Annotated in this window: 16 protein-coding genes; 5 read left to right on the top strand and 11 right to left on the bottom strand. The window is 64.6% G+C overall.

What is annotated here, in order from left to right; translation table 11 throughout:
• Positions 1-63 precede the first annotated feature (63 nt).
• The 4 genes from ACDA63_RS00080 (at position 64) to ACDA63_RS00065 (ending at position 6,215) form a co-directional block, all read left to right on the top strand.
• On the top strand, positions 64-2,205 hold the full coding sequence (locus ACDA63_RS00080) for a methyl-accepting chemotaxis protein (protein WP_373661113.1): 2,142 nt from the start codon (positions 64-66) through the stop codon (positions 2,203-2,205).
• 205 nt (positions 2,206-2,410) lie between these two features.
• The gene (locus ACDA63_RS00075; protein ID WP_373661112.1) at positions 2,411-5,203 is read left to right on the top strand and encodes a response regulator; all 2,793 of its coding nucleotides are present in this window, start codon (positions 2,411-2,413) and stop codon (positions 5,201-5,203) included.
• 11 nt (positions 5,204-5,214) lie between these two features.
• A complete protein-coding gene (locus ACDA63_RS00070) occupies positions 5,215-5,583 on the top strand; it encodes a response regulator (RefSeq protein WP_373661111.1) in 369 nt (122 codons plus the stop codon).
• An 86-nt stretch (positions 5,584-5,669) separates the two neighbouring features.
• Positions 5,670-6,215: a glycosyltransferase family 9 protein gene (locus ACDA63_RS00065; protein WP_373661110.1), complete on the top strand. Its 546-nt coding sequence runs from the start codon at positions 5,670-5,672 to the stop codon at positions 6,213-6,215.
• A gap of 39 nt (positions 6,216-6,254) precedes the next feature.
• Here ACDA63_RS00065 and ACDA63_RS00060 read toward each other — a convergent pair whose 3' ends face one another.
• From ACDA63_RS00060 to ACDA63_RS00035, 6 genes are all read right to left on the bottom strand, one after another.
• Positions 6,255-6,521, bottom strand: a complete 267-nt coding sequence (locus tag ACDA63_RS00060) for a hypothetical protein (RefSeq protein ID WP_373661109.1) — start codon at positions 6,519-6,521, stop codon at positions 6,255-6,257.
• Between the two features lie 143 nt (positions 6,522-6,664).
• Positions 6,665-7,810 (bottom strand): response regulator, encoded by a 1,146-nt coding sequence (locus ACDA63_RS00055; RefSeq protein ID WP_373661108.1) that lies wholly within the window; start codon positions 7,808-7,810, stop codon positions 6,665-6,667.
• Positions 7,785-8,399, bottom strand: coding sequence for a chemotaxis protein CheB (locus ACDA63_RS00050; RefSeq protein ID WP_373661107.1), 615 nt, complete (start codon positions 8,397-8,399; stop codon positions 7,785-7,787). The genes ACDA63_RS00055 and ACDA63_RS00050 overlap by 26 nt, the downstream gene beginning before the upstream one ends.
• A gap of 4 nt (positions 8,400-8,403) precedes the next feature.
• On the bottom strand, positions 8,404-9,258 hold the full coding sequence (locus ACDA63_RS00045; RefSeq protein ID WP_373661106.1) for a protein-glutamate O-methyltransferase CheR: 855 nt from the start codon (positions 9,256-9,258) through the stop codon (positions 8,404-8,406).
• Complete coding sequence (locus ACDA63_RS00040) at positions 9,255-12,362, bottom strand: response regulator (RefSeq protein ID WP_373661105.1); 3,108 nt, start codon at positions 12,360-12,362, stop codon at positions 9,255-9,257. Before ACDA63_RS00040 ends, ACDA63_RS00045 begins: the two co-directional genes overlap by 4 nt.
• A 497-nt stretch (positions 12,363-12,859) precedes the next feature.
• Positions 12,860-13,063 carry a cold-shock protein gene (locus tag ACDA63_RS00035; RefSeq protein ID WP_373661104.1) on the bottom strand — a complete coding sequence of 68 codons (204 nt, stop codon included), beginning with the start codon at positions 13,061-13,063 and terminating at the stop codon, positions 12,860-12,862.
• 285 nt (positions 13,064-13,348) lie between these two features.
• Between ACDA63_RS00035 and ACDA63_RS00030 the strand changes: the two genes are divergently transcribed.
• Entirely contained in the window at positions 13,349-14,011 is a 663-nt protein-coding gene (locus tag ACDA63_RS00030) for an OmpA family protein (RefSeq protein ID WP_373661103.1), read from the top strand.
• 90 nt (positions 14,012-14,101) lie between these two features.
• Here the strand turns inward: ACDA63_RS00030 and ACDA63_RS00025 are convergent, their stop codons facing one another.
• The 5 genes from ACDA63_RS00025 to ACDA63_RS00005 all read right to left on the bottom strand — a co-directional run.
• Complete coding sequence (locus tag ACDA63_RS00025) at positions 14,102-15,427, bottom strand: methyl-accepting chemotaxis protein (protein ID WP_373661102.1); 1,326 nt, start codon at positions 15,425-15,427, stop codon at positions 14,102-14,104.
• A gap of 211 nt (positions 15,428-15,638) precedes the next feature.
• Positions 15,639-17,225 carry a glycerol-3-phosphate dehydrogenase gene (gene glpD, locus ACDA63_RS00020; RefSeq protein ID WP_373661101.1) on the bottom strand — a complete coding sequence of 529 codons (1,587 nt, stop codon included), beginning with the start codon at positions 17,223-17,225 and terminating at the stop codon, positions 15,639-15,641.
• 238 nt (positions 17,226-17,463) lie between these two features.
• Positions 17,464-17,874: an HU family DNA-binding protein gene (locus ACDA63_RS00015; protein ID WP_373661100.1), complete on the bottom strand. Its 411-nt coding sequence runs from the start codon at positions 17,872-17,874 to the stop codon at positions 17,464-17,466.
• 302 nt (positions 17,875-18,176) lie between these two features.
• A complete protein-coding gene (locus ACDA63_RS00010; protein ID WP_373661099.1) occupies positions 18,177-18,605 on the bottom strand; it encodes an organic hydroperoxide resistance protein in 429 nt (142 codons plus the stop codon).
• 223 nt (positions 18,606-18,828) lie between these two features.
• The coding region (locus ACDA63_RS00005) for an NAD(+) synthase (RefSeq protein WP_373661098.1) at positions 18,829-20,002 on the bottom strand (1,174 nt) is incomplete at its 5' end.

Below are 20,002 nucleotides of genomic sequence, written 5' to 3'. Positions count from 1 at the left end.
CCGCCCGGCGTGGCTTATGGGCGACGCGTACCGAGAAGACCAATCTGACACGGGATGCAAATCATGCTGCGTAGCAAAGAAATGGCACTGAGTCCGAAAGAACTGCGGTGGCTGCCGCTCTTTGGCAAGACCGGCAAGCTCGCCATGCGTTGGGCGTGCTTCCTTAGCCGCGATCGCTATGCGCGGCTGGAAATCGCATTCGACGGTTTCGCCGACACCCGTGTTCGCCTGCTGCAGGGATGGGCCGAACACATCTGGCAAGTGCTGGAACAGACCACCGAAGAAGTGGCCGCTGCGTGGCCCGATGTCGCACCCGGAGCGCTCGCCGATCGGCTGACGGGCCTGCGTGACGCTTCCGAGATTTTCGTCGTCGACAAGGCGGGGCGTGTCATCGAGTCGACGACCCCTTCGCGCAAAGGAGCTGCCAGCGTCGGGGGCGAGGCGTTCCGTGCCGGGCTGCGCGCGCGCTTTCTGCATGGCCCATACCTGGACGAAGTGACAGCGCGGCTGGGGCGCTCGTCTTCGCGTTTTCACGATGCGGTGACCTTGATGTTCTATCAACCCATCGTCATCGACGGCAACGCAGTCGGCACGCTGTGCGCGCGGGTCCCCAACGACGTGATCGGCGATCTCATCCAGCGCGAGGCGGGGCACATCTTTCACGAGTCGGGCGACAACTACCTGTTCATGGTCGAGTCGCGCTTCGATCCTTCCATCGCGCGTGGTACCGCCTTGTCGCGCTCGCGTTTCGAGGACAACACCTTCTCGCTGGGCGACAACCTCAAGGACGGCGTGCGGACGGCGTACGGTACCGTCAAGGTCCAGCGTCATACCGAGTTCGAGCTGGTCTTCAACGACCCCGCCACCGGTCAGTTGCACCCGGGCGTGCGCGAGACCATCGCGCGTGGCTCGAACCTGTTCGTGACGTATCCCGGCTACTCCGACTACCGCCACATTCCGGTCGTCGGCAAGGGCGTCACTTTTCAGATGCCGGGCTCGCCGGACACGTGGGGCATGATGTGCGAGGCGGACCTGGAAGAGGTCTATCGTTTCCGGGGCATCTCGTACCAGTTGCAGCGGCTCTACATCGTCACCAGCCTCGTGGCGTGGAGCGTTGCGCAGGCGGCGCAACTGGCGTTCTCGTTCAATCCCGCGTCGTCGGCGATCACCGAGGCGTTGTTCCTGGTGGCCGGCATGCTGGTCTTCCGCCAGCTCGGTGCGCGCCCCGTGTCCAGGCGCATGCTGACGCTCAATGCCGTCCTGCAGGGCATCGCGGAGGGCGGCGGCAACCTGAGCGAGCGTTTGCCGCGCGCCGAGGGGCGTCGTGATGAAACGACAATCATGGCGCAGTGGGTGAACAGCTTCATCGACAACATCGAACAGATCATCAGCAAGGTGATCCGCACTTCGCACGACATCGACCGCACCAACGCGACGCTGGGGCAGAGTAGTGCGATGTCGGCCACGGCGTCCCGCAACATGTCGGCACAGATGCACAGCGCGCTCGATTCCATCCATGGCCAGATCGACGAGATCGAACAGGCCGGCAGCGAGGCGGAAGCCATGCGCGGCGCCGTCGATGCCGCCACGGCCGAAGCTCGCCAGCAGTTCGAACTGATCCGCGAACGCAGCGACAGCATCCGCAATTCGGTGGGCCTGGCCACGCGCAGCATCCGCGACCTGGAGGTCTCGGCGCAGGAGATCGGCCGCATCGTCACTGTCATCAAGGACATCGCCGGCCAGACCAACCTGCTCGCGCTCAATGCCGCCATCGAAGCCGCCCGCGCCGGCGAGGACGGGCGCGGATTCGCCGTGGTGGCCGACGAGGTCCGCAAGCTGGCCGAACGCACGGCGGTGTCGACCAAAGAGATCGAAGCCATGGTCGGCACGGTTCAAGGTCGTGCCGAAGATGCCGTGAATACCATGGAAACCGGCATGGCAGAACTGGAAGAGGGCCTGCAACTCGCCACCGCCGCGGCGACCGACCGCGCGGACGTTCAGCACATCCTGCAACGCCTGTTTGCCACCATCGATCAGATATCGGCCGCAGCCCATGACAACGGGCGTCGCGTCGAAGAGGTGGCCGGCTCGGCGGAGGCTGTGCGTTGCGCCATCGACGAGGCGGCGCGCGGCGCGCAACTCACTGGTCATGCGGCACGCACGTTGGATCGACTGGTCGGGCAATTCAAGGTTTCCAGCCACTGAAGACGGGTGACGGCCAGGGTCACGCCATGTCGGAGCAAGGGGCGCAGCACGGGCGCCTCGTTGGGCGTGAAGTTCTAATGGAATATTCTGTCTGGCGAATACGTTTGTAGAGTGTATTCGTCGGCAATATTCCTACGAATGATTAGACTTCACGCGTTATCATCTGCCGGTTCGCCCTTGCCTGGCATTGCTTGCTGCGTCACCCATGCCGACATCGAGTACTTCTGCCCGCTCCATCCGCCGCCGACTCCTGATCAGCGGTTTCGCTGCTGTCGTGGTGCTGGCGACCATGTGCGCCACGATCTACTTCAACAGCGTCCGCTATCGGACCAGCGATCAGTGGACCGACCATACGCAGCAGGTGCTGACCAATCTGCGCAGCGTTTCGCTGGCGTTTGAAGAAGCCATCGCCGAGCACCGCGGTTACCTCATCAGCGCCGACGATACGTTCCGCCTGCGCCGCGATGCCGCACTCAGCCGCGGCCGCGAGGTGCTCATCGTCCTGCGCGCGCTGACCTCCGATAACCCCGAACAAGGTGCGCGTGTTCAGCACCTGGCGGAGTTCCTCAACCGCTACCAGTCGCGCATGACCGCGGTCGAGGCTCCCACGGGACCGGTGCTCGGCCCCGACCGTTTCCAGGGCGACAAGGCGGTCGTCTTCAACGAGCAGGTCAGCAGCCTGCTGCGCGAAATGCGCACCAGCGAGGAAGAACTCCTCCAGTCGCGACGCGAAGAAGCCCAACGCCGCTATCGGATGACCAATGGGCTGACCATCGCGCTGGTGGCCGGGCTGATGTTGATGGTGGCGCTGATCAGCGGTCGCGTCGTCGGCGATCTGCGTCGCCGCCAGTTGATCGAAGAGGCCTTGGTCCGACAGCAGAATTTCGACCGCACGCAGAGCGAGTCGCTGGCGCTGTTCAACAGCACCACGGATCGCAGGGAAACGCTCGACGGGCTGCTGCGCCTGCTGGCCGAAAACCATGGCTACCCGACGGTGGCGTTCTACCGCTACGAGGAATGGGAAGGTTCGCTGATCTGCGAGGCGAGCCGTGGAGCGGCGCCCACGCTGGCGATGCATTGCGGGCTCAATGACAGTCTTCCCGGGCAGGCGCTGCGCGACCGCAAGCCCTTGCTGCTGCAGGCGGCGCCAGGCTTCACGTTCAGCAGCGGGCTGGGTGAGTTCGCCCCTGCCGCCGTGCTGATGGTGCCGGTTGTTCACGGCGAGCGTGCGCAAGGCGTCATCGCGCTGGCCTCGAGCACGCCGCTGGATCGGGCCGATGTCGAATTCATCGTGCGGGCGGCAGGACAGTTGGGCGTGGCCCTGCATAACACGGGCCAGTACGAGGCGATGCGCATCCTCTCCGCGCAACTGCAACTGCGCAACGAAGAGGTCGCCCACAAGAACGAAGAGCTGGAACATGCCAGCCGCATGAAAAGCGAATTCCTCGCCAACATGTCGCACGAACTGCGTACGCCGCTCAACGCCATCCTGGGCTTTTCCGAGATCATGCGCGATGGCGTGGTGGGCCCGATGAGCGAGGAGCAGCATGGGCTGATCGGCGATATCCACGACAGCGGCTGGCATCTGTTGTCGTTGATCGACGACATTCTCGATCTGTCGAAGATCGAAGCAGGTCACATGAGCATCGAACCAGCCGTGGTCGATCTGCGTGCGCTGCTGTCGAACAGCCTCACCATCGTGCGCGAACGCGCCGCCAACAACCGCGTGACGCTGAATGCCGACGTAGACGCATCGGTCGGCAATGCCGTGCTCGACGAGCGCCGCGTCAAGCAGGTGATCTACAACCTGTTGTCGAATGCAGTGAAATTCACCCGTGAAGGCGGCTCCGTGACCTTGCAGGCGCGGCTGCGCGACACTCACGAAATCGACACGGCCGCGGCACCGGGCTACCGCGCATTGCCATTGCCCGAACCGCTGCGCGAGCGCTACATCGAAATCGCCGTGGAAGACACTGGCATTGGCATTGCGCAGGACGCATTGAACGAACTGTTCGAGCCTTTCGTGCAGCTCGATTCGGACCTGTCGCGGCGCTACGCCGGCACGGGTCTGGGGCTGTCGCTCGTATTACGCCTGGCGCGTCTGCATGGCGGCTCAGTCGCGGTGCGCAGCGAAGTCGGCCGTGGCAGCCGTTTCATCGTGTGGCTGCCGGTGATGGACGCCGACGAGGCCAGCCGCATCATTGCGCCACCAGCCGTGCGCAAGGCGCAGAGCGGCAAGAACGTGCTGGTGATCGAGGACAACGCGCGGGCGGCCGACCTGATCCGGCATCAGCTCGAAGGCGCGGGCTTTGAAGTGACCGTGGCGGTAACGGCGGAAGACGCCTTGGCCCTCGCGCGCGCCACGCCGCCCGCGCTCATCACGCTGGACATCCTGTTGCCGGGCATCGACGGTTGGGAACTGCTCGGCCAGCTCAAGGCCGATCCGCAGTTGGGCGGAGTGCCGGTGGTCATTGTGTCGGTGGCGGCAGACCACCAGCGCGGTGTGTCGCTCGGCGCAGCAGGCATTCTCCAGAAGCCGATCGGGCGCACGGAACTGCTCGACACGCTCGAATCCCTTGGACTGGGCATCAAGGACGATGGCGTCGTCGGCGGACGACGCGTGCTGGTGGTCGACGACGATCCCAGGGCGGTCGAAGTCCTGGCGCTGCAACTGGAAGAAGAGGACCGCTTCGAGGTGCTACGCGCCTACGGCGGACGAGAAGGACTGGCCGCGGCGCGACATGAGGAACCAGATCTCATCATTCTTGATCTCATGATGCCGGGCACCAATGGCTTCGAGGTCGTCGAAGCGCTCAAGGCCGAGCAACGCACCCGCCACATTCCGGTGCTGATCATGACCGCCCGGCAGCTCACCGCCGAAGATAAGCGCCGACTCAACGGCGACGTGCAGGCGATCCTGTATAAGGCCGACTTCAATCACGGGCGTTTTCTCAACGAAGTACACCGGGCGCTGCGCGTCGGGCAAAAAGGCGAATAGGGCATCGAGGCATGGCACGCATTCTCGTCATCGAAGACAACCCGACCAACATGAAGCTGGTAAGCCTCGTGCTGGACAAGGCCGGGCATCAGGTGCTGACGGCCGATGACGCCGTCACCGGGCTGCAGGTGATCAATCGCGAGCAGCCCGACCTCGTCCTGATGGACGTGCAATTGCCGGGCATGGATGGCCTCACGGCAACGCGACAGTTGCGTGCCGCACCCGGTACGCGCGACCTGCGCATCGTTGCGCTGACGGCCTTCGCCATGCCCGAAGACGCCGCCCGCATCCGCGCCGCCGGATGCGACGCATATCTCACCAAGCCGGTCCGCTACCGCGAACTGATCGACACCATCGATTCCTTGCTCAAGCCCGCCTGAGTGCGCCCCGGGCGGCGGGAACGCCGCTTGCTGCCCCTATGCGATCCATGCCCCCAAGGGGCGCAGAAAACGCGGAGGAGCGAAGCATGAGCTGGTTCGATGCCCAACATATCTTGTGCGTCCGTTTCGATGTGCGCGGCGATCTGTCGATGTGCCAGCCGGCGTTGCAGTTGCTCAAGCACGACCTGCCGTCGCGCCGCATCACGCTGCTGACTTCTCCGCCCTGTGCCACGCCTGCGCAGCGGATCGAAGAGGTCGATCACGTCATCCTGTACGACGCACCGTGGCTGTCGATCGCGAGCGAGAACGAAGCGATTGCCGACCGCCGCATGATCGCGCGCATCGATGCGGGCGACTTCGATGGGGCTGTCATCTTTACACGGCGTGGCGAGAGCGCCTTGCCCGCGGCGCTGATGTGCATGCTCGCGGACATTCCTTTGCGGCTCGGCCGAGGAGCCGATCAGCCGGGGCGCCTGCTCACGCATTGGGTACGCGACACTTCGATCGACGAAGACGCCAGCGAGGCACAACGCCAGCTCATCATGGTGCGCACCATCGTCGCCGGCGAAATTGCCCGTAGCGGCCCGCGTGCGCCGGAGCGCCGCGCTTCGCCCGCACAGGCAGGCTTGTAGTCGAGACAACGAGGGCGCCTGCGGCGCCCGTCGAAGCGTTCAGCTTTCCTCCTCGTCCGGTTCCTTCGGCGCGCCGGGCACCAGTATCACATCGGGCTCCAGGTCGTGTCCCACATTGCTCGGCACCAGGTCATCGTCATCCACCGACGGGCGCTCGCCCGTGCCTTCAGCATCGGTCTCGATGCCCTCCAATGGCGTGCCCACCACGTCGCTCGCCGAGTCGACGCTATCGCTCGGGCCATATGGATCGCGCGGCTGCGCGGGAATGATCTCTTCAAAGGTGTCCGGGTTGATCGAAGTACTCATTACGCTTTCCTCCTGTTCATGCCCGTCCGCGGACGGTGTAATGCATGGCAGCAAATCGTATGCCGCACTGCAGCATAGACCCGCCGGGGGGAGATTCCAGTCCTGTTACATGGCTGTCGCAAAGTTCGTGCGCGCGGCGCTGCCTACAGCGGCGCCGTGACGTTCGCGCGCATGGCGCTGGTGGCGTGTCGGGGCAGGGTGACGGTCAGGCGCGTGCGGTTCTGCTCGGAAAGCGCCGTGACCGCGCCGCCATGGGCCTGGACGAAGCGGTCCACGATGTACAGGCCGAGCCCCAGGCCTTCACGCGCCTGCGCATCCACGCCCTGTTGTCCCTGGAATGGCTGGAACAGATTGGCGATCTGCTGGGTGGGAATCGCGCCTCCGTTGCTCACCGTGATGGTCAGCGAGTCGGGCGCGCGACCATCCAGATAGACCTCGATGGGCTGCTGCGGGTCGCCGTGCTGGAGCGCGTTGCCGATCAGGTTCGATAACACCTGCGACATGCGGTCGACATCGACGTCCACGTGCGTGTCGCCGCGGCCGTCGACCGAGATGCGTTCGGGCGCAGCGCGTTCGAACTCGTCACGTATCGTCATCGCCACCTCCAGCAGATCGGTGCGGCGGCGCTTGAGTTCCAGCCCGCTGGCGCGCAGTCGCGCCACGTCGAGCAACTGATCGATCATGCGCGCCATGCGGCCGCTGCAGGTCTGGATGCGCGAGGCGGCGGCCACGAGTTTTTCGTCTCCGGCCTTGCGCAGGATGGCTTCGGCCGAATAGCGGATGGCCGCCAGCGGATTGCGCAGATCGTGCCCGAGCACGGCGGTAAAGACCTCGTTCAGGCGAAGTGCGTGCCGTAGTTCGGCCAACTGTTCCGACAGCAAGCGGCGCTGCATGTGCAGCTCGACGAAGACTTCGACCTTGTTGCGCAGGATGTTCGGTTCGACGGGCTTGAACAGGAAGTCCACCGCACCGGTCTCGTAACCGCGAAAGACGCGCGCCGGATCGCGCGAGGCGGCGGTCAGGAACATCAGCGGAATGCCACGGGTGCGTTCGCGGCCGCGGATCAGCTCGGCCAGCTCAAAGCCATCCATGCCCGGCATCTGCACGTCGACCAGCGCCAGGGCGACGTCGGCATCGAGCAGGATCTCCAGCGCCTCGGGGCCGGACGAAGCCTTCAGCAACCGGATGCCGGGCCGCGCGAGCACGGCCTCCATGGCAAGCAGGTTCTGTTCGACGTCATCGACGATGAGGATATTCACGTCGTCAGTCATGGTGAGCCTGGCGTTCATTGTCGTTCGGTGAGTATGTTGATATCGCCTGCAAGGCATCCGCCATCGCAGGCAGGGACAGGATTGCATCGGCACCGGCACGTGCAATGGCAGCGCTCGGCATGGTGGCGTGGGCGGCCTGGGCCGGTTGTTGCACCCACGCCCGGCCGCCGCACGCCCGCACGGTGGCCAGGCCGTTCGCGCCGTCGCTGCTTGCGCCGGTCAGCACGATGGCCAGCAGACGGGCACGATACGCATAGGCGGCGGACTCGAACAGCAGGTCGATCGACGGACGCGAGAAATTCACCGGATCGTCGATCGACAGCGACAGCGTGAAATCCGGCTCTACCAGCAGATGGCAATCCGCTGGTGCGCAATAGACGGTCCCGCCCGCAATAGGCTGCTTGTCGAGCGCTTCGCAGACCGGCAGGCGACAGTAGTGGCCGAGGACTTCCGGCAGAAGGCTGGAGTGGCCGGCTGGCAGGTGCAGCACGAACATGATCGGCAGTCCGAAGTCTTGCGGCAGCGCCGACAAGAGCTGGCCGATGGCATCCACGCCGCCTGCGGAGGCGCCGATAACGACGGCATCGATGGCGGGTCGGTTGGACATGCCGCTAGCCCCGTTGGTAGACGCGCAAGGGCGGCGCGATTTCGTGAAAACTGTCGGCCAGGCACGAAAAGCGCAGGGTCTCGCGCGTGCCCAGCCCTAGGAATCCGCGATGCACCAGCGAATCGCGGAACAACTGCAAGGCACGGTCCTGCAGCGCTCGATTGAAGTAGATCAGCACGTTGCGGCAGGACACCAGATGCACCTCCGAGAACACACTGTCGGTTGCTAGGCTGTGGTCGGCGAACACCATGTGCTGGCGCAGGCTGCGGTCGAACACCACGTTCTCGTAGGCGGCGGTGTAGTAGTCGGAGAGCGAGCGTACCCCGCCGGCCGCAAGATAGTTGGCCGAAAAGCCGGCCACGCGTTCGCCCGAATAGATGCCGCCCTCGGCGATGCGCAGCGCTTTGGGATTGATGTCCGTGGCGTAGATCAGCGTGCGATCGAGCAGGCCTTCTTCGGCCAGCATGATGGCCAGCGACCAGACCTCTTCACCGCTGCTGCAGCCGGCCACCCACACCTTGATCGACGGATACGTGCGCAGCACCGGCAAGACCTGTTCGCGCAGCGCGCGAAAGTACGCCGGGTCGCGGAACATGTCGGACAGTTGCACGGTGAAGTACTGCAGCATCTGCGCGAACACTTCCGGCTCGTGCAGCACGCGGTCTTGCAATTGCGACACCGTGGCGCAGCCGAACATTTCCATCGCCTGCGTCACGCGCCGGCGCAGCGACGCCACCGCGTAATGGCGAAAATCGTGCTGGTACTTGAGGAACACCCCTTCGAGCAGCAGGCGCAGCTCGATGTCGACATCGAGCCGTCCATTGTCGGCCTGCACGTCGAGAAAGGCGTCGGTGGTCATTTGGGCATCCATACGCGGCACAGCGACACCAGTCGGTCGATATCGACCGGCTTGGCGACGTAATCGTTGGCGCCGGCCTCCAGGCAGTGCTGGCGGTCGTCCGCCATGGCCTTGGCGGTCAGCGCGATGATCGGCAGGCGTTGTCGGTCGGGCATCGCGCGGATGTGGCGGATTGCGGTGAGGCCATCCATCTCCGGCATCATGATGTCCATCAGCACGAGATCCACCGGCTCCTCGGTTCCGATGCGCTCCAGCGCCTCGCGCCCGTTGCGACAGATTTCCAGCGTGGCGCCGAGCGACTCGAACACCGCCGACAGGGCGTAGATGTTGCGGATGTCATCCTCGACCAATAGCAATCGGCGCTCCTCGAACACTTGGTCGCGCTGGCGCGCTTGCCGCAACAGCCGCTGCTTGTCGGGCGGCAGGGTCGACTCCACGCGGTGCAGGAAGAGGCTGACCTCATCGAGCAGGCGCTCCGGCGACTTGGCGCCCTTGATGATGATCGAACGCGAATAGCGGCGCAGGCGCTCTTCGTCCTGCCGCGTCAGGGCCCGGCCGGTGTAGACGATGACCGGAGGAAAGGCGTACTTGCCGCCGCTGGCCATCGCTTCGAGCAGCGTGTAGCCGGATGCGTCGGGCAGCATCAGGTCCATCACCATGCAATCGAAGGTGGACGCCGAAAGTAGTTCCAGTGCCCCCGCCGCAGTGCCCACGCCCACGATTTCGACATCTTCCGCGCCAAGCAGCAGGCCGATGTTCGCGCGCAGCGAATCGTCGTCTTCGACGACCAGCACGCGCCGCATGCGGCTGCGCAATTGATTCTCCAGCCGATGGATGGCCTGTTCGATTTCGTCGCGCGCCACAGGCTTGAGCGCGTAGCCTACTGCGCCCAGTTCCAGCGCCGTCTGCACGTGATCGGACACCGACACCATGTGCACCGGGATATGGCGCGTCGCCGAATCGCGCTTGAGCCGTTCGAGGACCGACAGGCCCGACAGATCCGGCAGTTCGATGTCGAGCAGAATGCCGCTGGGCGTGAGCTCTCGCGCGAGCCGGATGGCGTCGGCAGCGGTCGACGCGTGCACGCAGTCGAAGCCGAGTTCATGTGCGAGCTCGTACAGCACGGCGGCAAAACGCATGTCGTCTTCGACGAGCAGGATCAGCCGCTCGTGATGCAGGGGCTGGTCGCGGTCGTCGGTGATATGGGGCGATGGCGCGGGGGCGCTGGCCGCCTGTTCGGCGATGCGCTCCACGACCGGCGCCTGCGTCGGTCGCACGCTGGCCGTGTCGCTTGCTTGGGAGGCCTGTTCCACGGCCTGCGCGTCTTCCACATTCACCGGCACGGTGAGCGTAAAAGTGCTGCCCTGGCCCTGGGCGCTTTCCACCGTGATGGCGCCGCCCAGCAGGCGGGCCAGCTCTCGCGATATCGACAGGCCCAGGCCGGTGCCGCCATATTTGCGGCTGGTGGTCCCGTCGGCCTGGCGGAAGGCTTCAAAGATGACTTCCTGCTGATGCGGCGCGATGCCCACGCCTGTGTCCCGCACGCTGAACGACACCTTGCCGTGCGAGGCAGGCCCGACGATGAGGCTCACGCTGCCGCGCTCGGTGAATTTGAATGCGTTCGACAGCAGATTTTTGAGGATCTGCTGCAGGCGTTGCGCGTCCGTCACGAGCCGCACAGGCGCGTCGGTTTCGATTTCGAAGTGAAAGGCCAGGCCGCGCTGGTGGGCGACGGGCTCGAACGTCTGGCGCAGCGTTTCGAGTATGGACGACAGCGAGTGGCTTTCCGGTTCAATGCTCAAATGGCCGGATTCGATCTTCGACAGATCGAGGATCTCATTGATCAGATTGAGCAGGTCGCTGTTGGCCGCATGGATCGTGCGCGCATGTCGCACCTGTTCTTCGGTGAGCCCGCCGTTCTTGTTGTCGGCCAGCAGTTTGGAGAGGATCAGCGAACTGTTCAGCGGCGTGCGCAATTCGTGCGACATGTTGGCGAGGAACTCGGACTTGTAGCGGTTGGCGCGTTCCAGTTCGGCGGCGTTGTCGCGCAGCGAACGCTGGGCGGCGAGCAGATCCTGCTTTTGTCCTTCCAGCCGGCTCGTCTGTTCTTCGAGCTGAAGGTTGCTCTGTTCGAGTTCGGCCTGCTGGGCTTCGAGTCGTGTCTGCGACTCGCGCAGAATGCGGCTTTGCTCCTCGAGCTCTTCGTTGGACACGCGCAACTCTTCCTGCTGCGCCTGCAGTTCCTCGCTCTGCTGCTGCGTTTCTTCAAGCAGTTCGAGCAGGCGCACGCGATAGACCGCCGAGCGCAGGCCGACGCCGACGTTGTCGGCAATGCGTTCGAGCAGTTCTCGCTCGTCGGCCATGCACGCTCCCGCGCCAGTGAAACCCAGTTCGACCACGCCGTAGACCACGCCATCGGCCGTCAGCGGGGCGACGGTCACGCGCGCGGCGCGGCTGGCGCCCGTGGCCGATTCAATACGCAGATGATCGGGCGGAAGGTCTGCGAGCTGCACCACCTTGCGGTCTCGCGCGGCCTGTCCGGCAATGCCTTCGCCCGGCGCGATCCGCGGCGGCGCATCCTCGTTGCTGCGCAGGCCGTAGGTGGCGCTGCGGACGAGCATGTTGTTATCCAGGTGGTAGACCGCGCCGACTGCCGCGCCAAGATACTGCGTCAGTTCCCGCAGCACGTTGCCGCCGACTTCGGCAATGCTCAATTCGCCCAGCATGCTTTGCGACACCCGCATCTGGCCGTCGTTGATCCACGCCATGCGCTCGACGCGATTGCGCGAGACGATCACCTGCCGCACGAGAAAAGCGATGGCCCACAGGCTGATGACGCCGTAGCTGCGATTGAGGATCGAGGTATCGGGAATGCCGCTCCTGGCATACACCAGCAGCCCGATGAACAGGAGGACCGAACTCACGCCCGTCGTCGCGACGACGAAAAAGGGGCGGGACTGCAACGCGCAAAGCGCCACCGGCAACATGTAAAAGAGCCATTCGGTGGTACCGGGCGGCGTCATGACATCAAGAGTGAAAATGCAGAGCGCCGACAGGATGACGCTCAGATAGATCACGGGTTCGTTACGCGCGTTCGAATGCATGCAGTCTCGTTGTTGTCCGTTGGAGGTGTGGTTGTGCTGCCGCGTCAGACCGACGACGTGGGGTTCGGCCCAGCGCCCGGCGGACCCGAATAGCCTGGCGAGCGATGCTCGTCGGGCCGGCGGAAATCGATGTCATCGGCATCGGGTGGCCCCGGCGGCAGCGGAGCGTCGCGGCGATCGCCTTTGGCGGTATGGTCTTCTTGGACAGGGCGAGGCGGTGATTCCTTTGGCATGACGGTCTCCTTGCGTGGCGTTGTAAAAATTACACGCCGTCTGTCTACTTTCTACGTATCAGCATGTCCGAAGGCACGCGCACATGCGCGTCATGCGCCGCGAGGACGCCCCGGTGCATTGCGGACGTGCATTTGCTGCAAATAGTGTTCCATGCGCGCGGCGATGCAGACGGCATGGGAGGGCACAAACGACGACCGCCGCATGAAGCGGCGGTCCGTGGCGATGCGAAGCCGGAAAAGCACTTCGCCGGGGGAAAGACTGATCTACTGGGGAATGACGGACGATGCTTGCAGGCCCTTGGGACCGCGCGTCGTTTCGAATTCGACGGCCTGGCCGTCCTTGAGTGTGCGGAAACCGGAGCCCTGGATGCAGGAGTAGTGGACGAACAGATCTTCGCCGCCGCCTTCAGGCTGAATGAAACCGAAACCCTTGGATTCGTTGAACCACTTCACAATACCTTTTGCCACGTTATCTCTCCTGACTGACTTGAATGAGTGCTCCGGCATGTCGCAGCGCCGGCCTTGCACGGTGACGATGGAAACATGTCGTTGCAATGTGATCTGTCGGACATTGGCCGACACGCTCGATCCCCACTGTCGCAGACAATATGCCCCGCGTGCGGGACCGAACATGCAAGACCTGTTCCGGGTGACACATGCCCCTGCGGGCAGGGACCTTGATCTTGTCTGGATCGCCGCGTGCGACTCGGTGGCACTATCCGTGGCTGCCGCGACAACTGAAGGAATCCACACATGCAAGCAATCAAGATCATTTCCGGCCTGCTGGCGTGCTCGCTTTTTCTGGGAGCGTGCGCATCCATGAGCGAAACGCAGCAGGACACCGCCAAGGGTGCCGCGATCGGCGCGACCGCCGGTGCCGTCCTGGGTGCCGTCATCAATCACGACAAACCGGCCAAGGGGGCGGCCATCGGCGCTGCCATCGGCGGCGCGGGGGGCGCGGTTGCCGGTAACGTGTGGTCGAAGAAGATGCAGGAGCAGCGCCAGCAGATGGAACAGGCCACGCGCGGCACCGGCGTCGAAGTGACCCAGACGGCCAACAATGAACTCAAGCTGGAAATTCCCAGCGACATCTCGTTCGATTCGAACAGCGCGGCCATCAAGCCGCAGATGCGTCCGATCCTCGATCGCTTTGCGCAGACGCTGCGCGACAACCCGGTGACGCGGGTTCGCATCATCGGGCACACCGACAGCAGCGGTACGGACGCCATCAACAACCCGTTGTCGGTCAATCGCGCGACGTCGGCGCGCGACTACCTGGCCGATCGTGGCGTGGCAGCCAGCCGCATCACGGTGGACGGTCGTGGTTCGCGCGAGCCCGTCGCCGACAACAGCACCGCCGCAGGTCGCGCCAAGAACCGTCGCATCGAGATCTTCGTCGCGGAACAGCAGGGCTGACCGCTCTCCAGTCTTCGCACGCAAAAAAACGGCAGCGCAATGCGCTGCCGTTTTTTCTTGGGCGGCTTTCGCGCATTCCGACAATGTCTTTCAGGCGGACAATTCGCGGACTGCGGAAAACTCTCGTACGACGCGCACGACTTCCTTGGCGCCCTGGCTGATGTCGACGATGGCGATGCCCGCCTGCATGGCCAGTTCGACGCCATGGCGCGCCTGGTCCACGCAAGCCTCCATGCCATCGATCACCGTGCGCGTTTCCTTCTGCACGCTCGCCGCCATGGCGGCGATTTCGGTCGTCGATGAGGCGGTGCGCTCGGCGAGCTTGCGGACCTCGTCGGCCACCACGGCAAAACCGCGCCCCTGGTCGCCGGCACGTGCGGCTTCGATGGCGGCGTTCAGCGCAAGCAGATTGGTCTGGTCGGCAATCTCGCGAATGGTGCCGACAATATTGCCGATGCGCGATGACTGCTGCGCCAGTTCTTCCATCAGGCCCGACGCTGTGTGCACCTTGTCGGCGATCTGGCGCATCTCGTCGCAGGCATGCTGGATCACGTCCTTGCCGCGCTCGGACACGGCGTCGGTCTGCTCCGAGATGCGGTAGGCCCGTTGCGCGTTAGCCGCGTCTGTCTCACGCTCGAGCATGCGGGCGGTCACGTCGTTGGCGAATTTCACCACGCGGCGCAGGCTGCCGTTGTCGTCGAAGACGGGGTTGTAGCTGGCCTCCATGCCGAGCAGTCGTCCAGCCTTGCCGACACGCCGATATTCACCAGTCATGAAGTCGCCACGATTGAGCGCGCGCCAGAAATCGACGTATTCGGCGCTGGCGGCGTAGGCAGGTTCGCAGAACATGCGGTGATGCTGTCCGCGAATCTCTTCGATGCGATAGCCGGTGGCGCGAAGGAAATTCTCGTTGGCTGAAATCACCGTGCCATCCGGGTTGAATTCGATGACGGCGGTCGATTTGTCGAGCGCGCTCAGTCGCGCCCGCATGTCGAGTTCGGCCTCGACGCGTGCCGTGATGTCGTGGGCGAACTTGATGACGCGCACCACGCGGCCCTGCGCATCGACCACCGGGTTGTAGCTCGCCTGCATCCACACGACGCGACCGCCAAGCCCCAGTCGGCGGAATTGTCCGCACATGAATTCGCCGCCGGCAAGGCGATGCCAGAAGGCTCGGTACTCTTCGCTGGCGACGTGGGATTCATCGCAGAGGATGCGGTGATGCTTGCCCAGCAGCGCATCGCGCGAATACCCCGTCACGCGCAGGAAATTTTCATTGGCGTCGAGGATGTTTCCCTGCGGATCGAATTCGATGACGGCGGTCGAGCGATGCAGCGCGCCGAGCATCGCGGCCTGGTCCGGCGCTGTCTGCGCAGTCGCGCGACGTCCCTCTTCGCGCCTGAGTACCTTGAACATGTGGTCCCCTCTGAGAGCTGTGTCGTTTTCTTAGTTGGCGGCAATCTGTTCAGCCCATCCAGTCTGGCTGAAGTGCATGGATAGACATGCATATTGCATGCGCTGATGGCCGCATTCGTAGCCGCGCATGGACGCTGTAACGGCGCGGATGGAGCGGTCTGCGCTGTACCAACGGGCAGCATGCCCGCCCGTCGGAACGACGGGCGTGGGTTCAGTGCGACGGGGAGGAGAGCAGCGCGTCCATCGCTGCTTCGATGCGCATCCGCGCCTCAGCGCGCTGATGAGGCGGCAGGCGTAGCCCGAGCCGCGTGCGGCGCCACAGCACGTCGTCGGCGCGACGCGCCCACTCCTGCGTGACGAGGTAGCGCAACTCGGCTTCGCGCAGGCCGGGGACGATCTCCGCGCCGAGGTCGCCCGGCGACATGGCTTCGCCCAGCCAGCGCGTGGCGCGGCTACCGTAGCAGCGCGCGGCGCGACGCACGAGGGCGGGATCGAGCGCCGGGTAATGCGCCTGCAACGCGCTGACGAAATCAATGAACGCACGGCGCGGGTTGTCGCTGGGCTTCGTCCATTGCGACAGGTCGCCGCCCGGCAAAGGCGCATCCGCGGTCCAGGCGGGGCCGCCCCGGCCCAGTCGCCGGACGATGCGCTCGCAGGACTCCTCGGCCAGCTTGCGGAAGGTCGTGAGCTTGCCTCCCCATACCGATAGCAGGGGGGCTGCGGAGTGGTCTTCTTCGAGCAGGTAGTCGCGCGTCACCGAAGCGGGGTCGCTTGCGTGATCGTCGAGCAGGGGGCGCACGCCGGCAAACCGCCACACGACGTCGGCCGCTGTCACTGGTTGGCGCAGGTAGCGTGAGGCCTGCGTGCACAAGTAATGCACTTCGGCGTCGGTCGGCTCGACGTGATCGGGTGACTGCCGATGTTCCATGTCTGTCGTGCCGATGAGGGTGAAGTCATCTTCCCATGGCAGGACGAAAAGAATGCGCCGGTCGCTGTTCTGGAAAATGAATGCGCCGTCGTAGGCGAACTCGCGGCGCACCACGATATGGCTGCCGCGCACCAAGCGCAGCTTGCGCCGCACATCCACGCCGGGCGCGCAATCGCGAAGGAAACTGTCGGCCCATGGGCCGCAGGCATTGACCAGCATGCGCGCCTGCACCGTTGCCCGGGTGCCGTCGGGCATGAGCAACTGGAGCGACCATTCGTGCGCGCCGCGATCGGCACGCGTGCACGGTGTGCGCACCAGGATGCGCGCACCGTGATCGGCCGCATCGCGCGCATTGAGGACCACCAGGCGCGCGTCGTCGACCTGCACGTCGTAGTAGCTGAAACCGCGCACGCACTCCGCCGACAGGGGCTCGCCCGCGGGATCGTGCCGCAGGTCGATCGAAGCCGAATCGGCCAGCACCGTACGGGGGGCGAGATGATCGTAGAGAAACAGCCCGGTGCGGATGAGCCACGCGGGGCGCATCGACGGATTGTGCGGCATCACGAAGCGCAATGGCCGCATGATGTGCGGCGCGCACCGGAGCAGGACCTCACGTTCGCGCAAGGCCTTGCGCACGAGTCCGAATTCACCGTACTCGAGGTAGCGCAGGCCGCCGTGGATGAGCTTGGACGAGTTGGACGACGTGTGCTGAGCGAGATCGTCCTTCTCGCACAGGAGTACCGACAGCCCGCGCCCGGAGAGATCGCGCGCGATGCCGGCGCCGTTGATGCCGCCGCCGACGATGGCGACGTCGAATATCGCACGACTGGACGGTGCCGCATCGGCAGAAAACGCAGGTTTCGCATTCAAGGCGGAGACCTCCATCGATGCGTGCGCAGGGAGCGAGTCGGGATTGACGCCGGGACGACGCAACGAGCCGGTGGCGCGAGCGGACGGCGACACGACGATGATAGATCAGCCGATCCAACCGGGGGGAGAGGGGAGAACCGCAGTGCGCCCGCAGAGGGGGCAGGGATGAAGCAGGAGAGGGGTATGTACCGAAGAGAAGCGGTGCGCGCCAGCCGAGCCGCCGCGCACCGTTTGCGACTTACGCCGCAGCGTCCTTGAGCTTCTTCAGGGCGCGAGCCTTGATGCGCACCGAAGCGGGCTTGGCGTCGAACCAGCGCTCTTCACCCGTGAAGGGGTCCTTGCCGAAGCGCTTCTTCTTGGCCGGGATCTGCTGCACGCCGATCTTGAGCAGACCGGGCAGGGTGAATTCGCCAACGCCCTTCTTGTGGACGGAGCCCAGAATGGTGGCTTCCAGCGCGGCAAGCACGGCCTTCACAGCCTTCGGCTCGACGCCGGCCTGGGTCGCCAGGTGGGTTGCCAGCGCAGCCTTGGTGAAACCGTCCTTGACGGGCTTGATTGCCGCCACGGTGGTCGTCTTGGCCGCCGCCGGAGCCGCCTTGGTGGCCTTCTTCGCCACCGGTGCCTTTACTGCCTTCTTTGCCGTTGCCATAAATGTCCTGATCGAAAGGAAAAGTAAAAAACAGCTGTCTCCGAATGATTATCAGCAGCCGGAGAGCATCCGTGCCAAGCGTGGTCACGCAGGGCCGATTCTAACGGTGATCCTCGTGCGCGTGACAAGCGGTTTATGCGTCTTTGAGGCGCTTTGTGCCACTAATCCTGATGCGTTTGCGCAACACCAGACTTCGCGCACGGGGGATACGTCCCCCGCGCAACGATAGGGCGAGCTCGGTCAACACGAAAATCCGCCCCGCCAGCCGCGATCTGGATGCGACGAGCGGTGGCATGCGGCGCTCAGACTTTTACGTTGAGCGTCACATCAACGTTGTTGCGCGTGGCGTTGGAATAGGGGCACACCTTGTGCGCGGCATCCACCAGTGCGCGCGCCTGGCCACTGTCCATGCCCGGCAGGTTGACCGTCAGTTCGACCTGGATGCCGAAACCGCCTGGGATTTCTCCGATGCCTACGGCGCCGTCGATCGACGCGCTATCGGGTACGGCCACTTTCTGCTGACGCGCCACGAACTTCACTGCGCCGAGAAAGCACGCCGAATAGCCTGCGGCGAAGAGCTGTTCGGGATTGGTCGCCGCGCCGCCGCCTCCACCCATCTCTTTCGGCACGGCGAGCTTCGCCTGGAGCACCCCGTCGGAGGACTTCACGCTGCCGTCACGGCCGCCGGTGGCGGTTGCGTGTGCGGTATAGAGCACCTTGTCTATTTTCATGTCCGTTCCCTCGTATGAATTGGCATTGAGACGGCCCGTTCGCACGGCCGAAATCCAGTGTAGGCGACACCTGCGATTTAAGCCGTCGACCAATGAGGCGGGCTGCGTCGGACGGGGATGTATGCGGGGAAAGCGACAAGAAGGAGGGAGGGAAGGGCCTTTGGCGTGGCCCCGGCATGCGATGCCACCGACGCAGATCGGCGGCATCGCTCGTCGGTTCGGGTCAGGATTCCGGAACGTTGCGTTCCAGCTCTTCGAGCCAGACGGTTGCATCGCCGTCGGAGGGCGCGCGCCAATCGCCGCGCGGCGACAGCGAACCGCCGGCCACCACCTTCGGTCCGTTCGGCATGGCAGAACGCTTGTACTGGGAGAACCCGAAAAAGCGGCGCAGGAACACCTGCATCCAGTGCCGGATATCGCCCAGGGAATACGCGTTGCGTACATCGTCCGGGAATCCCGGCGGCCACGCGCCGTGCGTGACGTCCCCCCATGCATGCATCGCAAGGAACGCGATCTTGGAAGGGCGCATGCCATGGCGCAACACGTGGAAGAGGGTGAAGTCCTGCAACTCGTACGGCCCGATCCTGGCCTGCGTGCTTTGCGGTTTCTCGCCTTCGGCCACCGGCACGAGTTCGGGCGAGATTTCGTGGTCGAGCACGTTCAGCAGCGTCTGGCTGGCTTCGTCGTCGAACTGCCCCGATGCCACCACCCAGCGGATGACATGCTGGATCAGCGTCTTGGGCAGGCCGGCGTTCACGTTGTAGTGCGCCATCTGGTCGCCCACGCCGTACGTGCACCAGCCGAGCGCCAGCTCCGACAGGTCGCCCGTGCCGATGACGATCGCATCGTGCTGGCCCGCCAGCCGGAAGAGGTAATCCGTGCGTAGCCCGGCCTGCACGTTTTCGAACGGCAGATCGTACACAGGTTCGCCGCGCGAGTACGGGTGATCCATGTCGTCGAGCATCTGCCGTGCGGCGGGGCGGATGTCGATCTCGTGGGCTGACACGCCAAGCGCGTTCATGAGCCGGTGCGCGCTCTCGCGCGAACGTTCGCCTGTCGCAAAACCGGGCAGCGTATACGCCAGCACGTCCTTGCGCGACCAGCCCAGGCGGTCGGCCGCGCGCACCGCCACGATCAGGGCGTGGGTCGAATCCAGCCCGCCCGACACGCCGATGACCATGCGCTTGACGTTGATCGCGCGTAGCCGCTGCACCAGCCCGGACACCTGGATGTTGTATGCCTCGTAGCAATCCTGCGCGAGGCGGTCCGGCTGCGACGGCACGAAGGGGAAGCGGTCGATCTCGCGTTCCAGCCCGATGTCGCCGCGCGGCGGCTCCAGCGTGAATTCCACGACACGGTAATCGACCGGGTCGACATCCAGCGCGCGACGGTTGTCG

It is taken from the genome of Uliginosibacterium sp. sgz301328 (assembly GCF_041807905.1).
GTDB lineage: Bacteria > Pseudomonadota > Gammaproteobacteria > Burkholderiales > Rhodocyclaceae > JBGVSA01.
The sequence above is the reverse complement of the archived record's forward strand: the minus strand, read 5'-3'. Positions and strand labels throughout refer to the sequence as shown.